Source organism: Arcticibacter sp. (assembly GCF_045629565.1).
Lineage (GTDB): Bacteria > Bacteroidota > Bacteroidia > Sphingobacteriales > Sphingobacteriaceae > Arcticibacter.
In genome coordinates this window covers 1-5134 of the sequence record NZ_JAZQRL010000071.1, presented here as the reverse complement: position 1 = coordinate 5134, position 5134 = coordinate 1, and the positions used below count along the sequence as shown (strand labels likewise).

Annotated in this window: 5 protein-coding genes; 3 read left to right on the top strand and 2 right to left on the bottom strand. The window is 39.5% G+C overall.

What is annotated here, in order from left to right:
- A partial coding sequence (locus ACKI5J_RS09360; RefSeq protein WP_407428812.1) for a hypothetical protein occupies positions 1–396 on the bottom strand: 396 nt, incomplete at its 3' end.
- A 63-nt stretch (positions 397–459) separates the two neighbouring features.
- Positions 460–1728, bottom strand: a complete 1269-nt coding sequence (locus tag ACKI5J_RS09355; protein ID WP_407428810.1) for a tyrosine-type recombinase/integrase — start codon at positions 1726–1728, stop codon at positions 460–462.
- A gap of 248 nt (positions 1729–1976) precedes the next feature.
- On the opposite strand from ACKI5J_RS09355, the gene ACKI5J_RS09350 reads away from it, so the two are divergent.
- The 3 genes from ACKI5J_RS09350 to ACKI5J_RS09340 are packed head-to-tail and all read left to right on the top strand — an operon-like array spanning position 1977 to position 4664.
- Positions 1977–2489 (top strand): hypothetical protein, encoded by a 513-nt coding sequence (locus ACKI5J_RS09350; RefSeq protein ID WP_407428808.1) that lies wholly within the window; start codon positions 1977–1979, stop codon positions 2487–2489.
- The gene (locus tag ACKI5J_RS09345) at positions 2447–3586 is read left to right on the top strand and encodes a lysozyme inhibitor LprI family protein (RefSeq protein WP_407428806.1); all 1140 of its coding nucleotides are present in this window, start codon (positions 2447–2449) and stop codon (positions 3584–3586) included. The genes ACKI5J_RS09350 and ACKI5J_RS09345 overlap by 43 nt, the downstream gene beginning before the upstream one ends.
- Positions 3587–3590: 4 nt before the next feature.
- A complete protein-coding gene (locus ACKI5J_RS09340; protein WP_407428804.1) occupies positions 3591–4664 on the top strand; it encodes a TIR domain-containing protein in 1074 nt (357 codons plus the stop codon).
- Positions 4665–5134 lie beyond the last annotated feature (470 nt).

Below are 5134 nucleotides of genomic sequence, written 5' to 3'. Positions count from 1 at the left end.
GATAGGGTTTCCGTAATTACGGTAAAACTCACTTTCTATAATATGGGCGGGTGCCTTTAGGGATCTATTCGATCCAACTGCTGTTTTCCATTCCAAGAGTAAAAGATACAATGCATGTTGGTATTTCCCGAAATTATATTCCATACATTGTGGAGCAATTTGGGTAATAATTTTAAAATGTTTCATTGAGACGAAGTATTCCGTCGGTGCATGATGATCACCCTTACAGCTTTTAACATCCAATTCGTAATTTTTAGTCAACTTTTCTAGATACAGACCTTTCGCCAATGATCCCTTTAAGGATTTTAAATGGGTGTAAATTAGCTCAATATCAAAATGGTAGTAAACTTGTTTAGTTAAATAGCTGTAATATTCTTCAATAAGAACAGATTGCATAGTTAGTCAAAAGAGATAAAGTCCGGATAAATATAGAACTTTACCTCTACAATTATAGACTTTCTATAGATCGAAAACTTTACTCATCTCTTGTCTCTTCAATTCATCACTTACTTCATAATACTTAGCAAAGGATTTTGATGTCTTTGAGTGTCCAGTAATTGATTTGATAAAAGCCTCGCCCATACCTTTTGACAGCGTCATAGTAGTAAACGTCTTGCGGCTAGTATGACATGTTATTAACTCCCATTTCTCTTTGATCTCACGTATGATCTTTCCGTCACCACGTTTAGTCGCAATGGTGATTTTAGTGTTTAGGCCAACTAACTTCATAAGTGCTTTTATAGCTTGGTTCATCTTTTGGTTACTCAAACAAGGAAGAGCTAATTTACCAGGGGTGTCTTTATACTTAAATAAAATGTTTTTCGTCAGTTCTATAAGCGGGATGGAGTGGTTTTTTGTACTACCGTCTTTTTGTATTAAGAACTTTATATAATCGTTATAAACATCGGTTTTTTGTAAGGACTGAATGTCACCATAGCGCATACCTGTATAGCAGCCAAATACAAATACATCACGGACCCGGTTGAGTTTGTAATCAGTAATATCAAAGCTTTTCAGTAATTCAAGTTCTGCATCTGTTAAATAGATTACTTCGATATCATTCTCCTTTAGTTCGAACTTCAATGCTGGAACCTTCATTCCCTTATCACCAACCCATGTGGTAAATGCTCGTATCCGTGCAAGATTTTTAACCATGGTATTATTCTTCTGTTCTTTCTTAATGAGGAACATTCTAAATGCATCTAAAACACTCTGATCAAATTTATCAGTAGTGATATTATTTAGTCTCTTAGTTTGAAGAAAGGCTTTGAAGTGATTAACAGCGCTAGTTGTGTTTCTATGTGTATTATTAGCTTTATTACTTTTGATGTAACCTAAAAACTGATCTAATAAGGGTAAAATCTCATTATGCTGTACACTATTAATGTCTTTGCCTTTAAGCCGTCTATCTAACATTTTTCGGAAATCATCTACCGTTGGTGCTATCCCTTTTTGTTTACAATCTGTATGAAACTGTTCAACATAGCCTTTTATGATCTGTAGGTTTTGGTTTATTACTTCAGCGTTCGGAGCAGTCTTTTTGATTGGAAGTTTACCTGGAGTCTTAAAGTAGTCTGTGACATAGTATTTTGAATCTATGTTCTGACCAGTATAATACTGTAGACGTTTCCCGTTAAAGGAGTAGTTTAATTCAAGCTGCACGTTTTTTACGGGGATGTTGCCGTCTTTATCTGCCCTTGCACGCAAATAGAACTTAGGTATAGCCATTAGTTATAGAGTTTTTACACACGAATATACACACACTTTTTGCTTTATTTTAAGTTATTTGAATTTACTTAGACAAAGTGATTAGTGATGAAAAGGGTGTTATTATGGTTGTTAGCTCGTATTTAGTGTGTTATATTTGGCTGAACTTTACTTGGTTTTATTTTAAGACGGACTCCGGCGCTGGGTACGCAAAAAGCCTTAGAGAAATCTAAGGCTTTTTTGGTTTTATTAGGTATTTTAGGTGTCTTATGCTAAACGATTTGCTCCTCATTCAAAACGATTTATTGGAGACTTACCTTAAGGAAGTGCCAACTAATCTGCAGCAGGCCTTTGATGATTTGCATGATGCTGAATTGTCCACAGCAAATTTCAGCTTTTATACTTCCGTTTCCTCCGTTTATTCCAGTAAGATAGAAGGAGAAGCCATTGAGCTTGATTCTTTCATCAAGTATAAAAGAGATGGCATTCAGTTTCGGGCTGACTACACCCAAAAGATTGACGATTTATATCATGCTTATATTTTTGCACAGAATCATCAACTTAATGAATCAAATATAGCTGAAGCACATAAACTATTGAGCCAGCATATTTTAGATAAAAATGCACATGGTGTGTTACGTATGCAAAATATGTACGTTTCTACACCTGATGGTAGAATTGAGTATGTTGCTGCATTACCTGGGCAGGTGAAGGAGGAATCTCTAATAATATTGGTGAAATGGATATTCCTGTGGAAGCCAAGACTGAATTGCTGGACTTGATCGGGCAATGGGCCGAAAATTTCAGGACGGAACTGAATACCGAGCCTTTTTTACCCGAAGGCCGAAGTAACGAGAACTTACGATTGAAAATGAAGAAAAAACGAAACGTTATAGAAGAAATCCTGGCGATTAAAACCAGAGCTAAGTTTGAGGCCAGATACGATTATGCTGTCCGGTTTGGGGAACTTGATACCATAGTTAATGCATTAAAGACAACCCCGGAACATGCCAGAAAGGAATTGTTGAAATATATCCCCATTGCTACAGTGGCCTGTTTTGAAGCTTTTTTTAGTGCTACGGTAAAGGAGCTGATTGATCATGGTAAGCTATTTGCAGATCGTATCGGTAAGTTCAATCAGGCTGCCAACACCCGTATTGATTTTGAGATTCTGAATGAGATTCAGGGCAAGACTCTGACCATTGGCGATTTTGCGGCCCATATGTTGTCTTTCAATAACTTGGATGATTTGAATGCGAACATTTCTACCTTAATTGATACCGATATGCTGTCTGAGTTGAAGCGGTTTGAAAAGCCTTCCATTTTCGAAGAGAAAATGAATACCTCCCGGGAATTTCTGAAGAATTCGGACCAGGTGATCAGGTCTGTTAAACGAACTTATGAACTGCGCCACATCTTTTGCCATGAATATTCCAGGTCTGCCCGTGTTGAGGAGGCCGAGATTTTAAGTAATCATACGAATTGCCGCTTGTTTCTGGATCAGGTCAATAACTTTATCTGGGAATTGTTATATCCTGACGCCCCGGAAACCCAGGCGGATATTAATATGGAGGCAGCAGCGGATTTTGCGGAATTGGACAAGGCGCTAACGCAGCTCATCACGGACATTAAGAGGAAAGCGGAAGAAAAGGGAGACATGCATAGCTTTAACCCAAAGATTTTTGACAAGCCCATCACGTCATGGAAAAAATACCGGAAGGACTCGGCCGAATGTGCGGCAAGCCCATTAATTGGGGGCCTGATGTATTCCAGTTTGTATTCTTCTGCAATGGCGAATAAAACCCGGGAGAAGATTGAGAGCCTGCACAGTGAATTTGCTTATACTCTAAGTGAGGAGGGCCCTGATTATGAAAATTAAATCGATGTATAGACAGGTTTTTATCAGTTACGCAAAGGAAGATATCGCCTATGCGGAAAAGCTGTATGGTTTTTTGGAAGCCTCAGGTTTTGAACCCTGGCTGGACAAAAAGAAATTGAAAGTGGGTGCCAACTGGGATTTTTTTATTCAAAAAGCGCTTCGTGAAAGTACCTGGATCATCCTGCTGCTGTCCTCGGTCTCCGTTAAAAAACGGGGCTATGTACAAAGAGAATACCGTGCAGCGGTCCGGTATGCCGAGAGCAAGCTGGAGGAAGATATTTATATCATTCCCATTATGATCGATGCCTGCGAGGTGCCGCTTGGTATAGATAAATTTCAATGGAAAATGTATGATGACCAGGATACCTTTATACAGATTTTGCAGTCCTTGAATGAGCAGCGGACAGTATACTTGGACCAATTGGATGCAGGAGTACTGGCGCTTGGCGAGCTGAAAGAAATTTCTTTATCACTGAAACTACCCTTAAAAAATACAGTTCATGAAGACATCAAAATTCCGCAGTTCCTGAATTCAACGGTGCTTGACAATGCTTTTATCAATACGCTGCTGATGGCAAAGGGTTTGGAGATCATTAACGGGCTAAGGAACCTGTATCTTGATGATAATTACCTCCTTGATATGGACGAAGTTTCTAAAGAGCATTTGTATACGGAGGTCAATTACTACATTAATTACCTGTCAGATCAGGCCTTGAGCCTGACCTTAATGGATAATACTTACCAGGGAGGGCCTCACCCGAATACCTATATTTGCAATTTTAATTTCAGCTTTAACCCGGCCCGCCAGATCGACCTTCGGAATTTTGTTGAAATCAATGACTATCATCAGTTTGTAAACGATGCAGTTGACCGGTATCTTAAAGTGAACGAAGAGGACGATCCCGAAACGATCATTCAAATGGTGAAGGACAATTTAAACGGGTCTTGGGACGTAGATTTCAGCTTCACAGATACAACGCTGACTCTTGACTTTGTCAACTTCCTACCAAGAGCGGCGCAGTACTACGGCAGGATAGATATTCCGCTGGAGGATTTGAAAGTTAAGGTTCCTTTGTAGTTTAATTCGGGCATTTGTTATGTGCCAGGGCAGCGGGAACTATTTCACATTGCTTAGCCATTACTTGATATCTCGCCTTGTTCAGGAAAGTCATGTATAAAGGCACAGCCCTCCGATCAGGTAGCAGTCCCTCGAGCCGGAAAATCCTCAGTGTGCACGGTCAGGGCCTGCACCAGTACGGCAGCCCAATGAACAAGAATATTCTCATTGTAAGTTTGGAATTGCCTTTCCTCTGAATTACGAACAGCTGATTCGCAGGATATTACCGTCTTTAAGGAGATTGGAAATCATCGTGTACCTCGTTTCTTCCGAAGAAGTGGTTGTATTATTGTAAGCTTACCCAAAAGCTGGCCATTTAAAAGTAGATTCTCGACCACGCATTGTTCACCAGATCCGCTCTTCCATGCGTTATGTTCCTGATAAAGATAAAAAGGCGGTGATGGCCGATATTATGCCTATTTACCAGTCGG

Coding starts and splice junctions, on each gene's coding strand:
- ACKI5J_RS09355 (WP_407428810.1), bottom strand. CDS start 1,728: ATGGCTATACCTAAGTTCTATTTGCGTGCAAGGGCAGATAAAGACGGC.
- ACKI5J_RS09345 (WP_407428806.1), top strand. CDS start 2,447: ATGGATATTCCTGTGGAAGCCAAGACTGAATTGCTGGACTTGATCGGG.
- ACKI5J_RS09350 (WP_407428808.1), top strand. CDS start 1,977: ATGCTAAACGATTTGCTCCTCATTCAAAACGATTTATTGGAGACTTAC.
- ACKI5J_RS09340 (WP_407428804.1), top strand. CDS start 3,591: ATGTATAGACAGGTTTTTATCAGTTACGCAAAGGAAGATATCGCCTAT.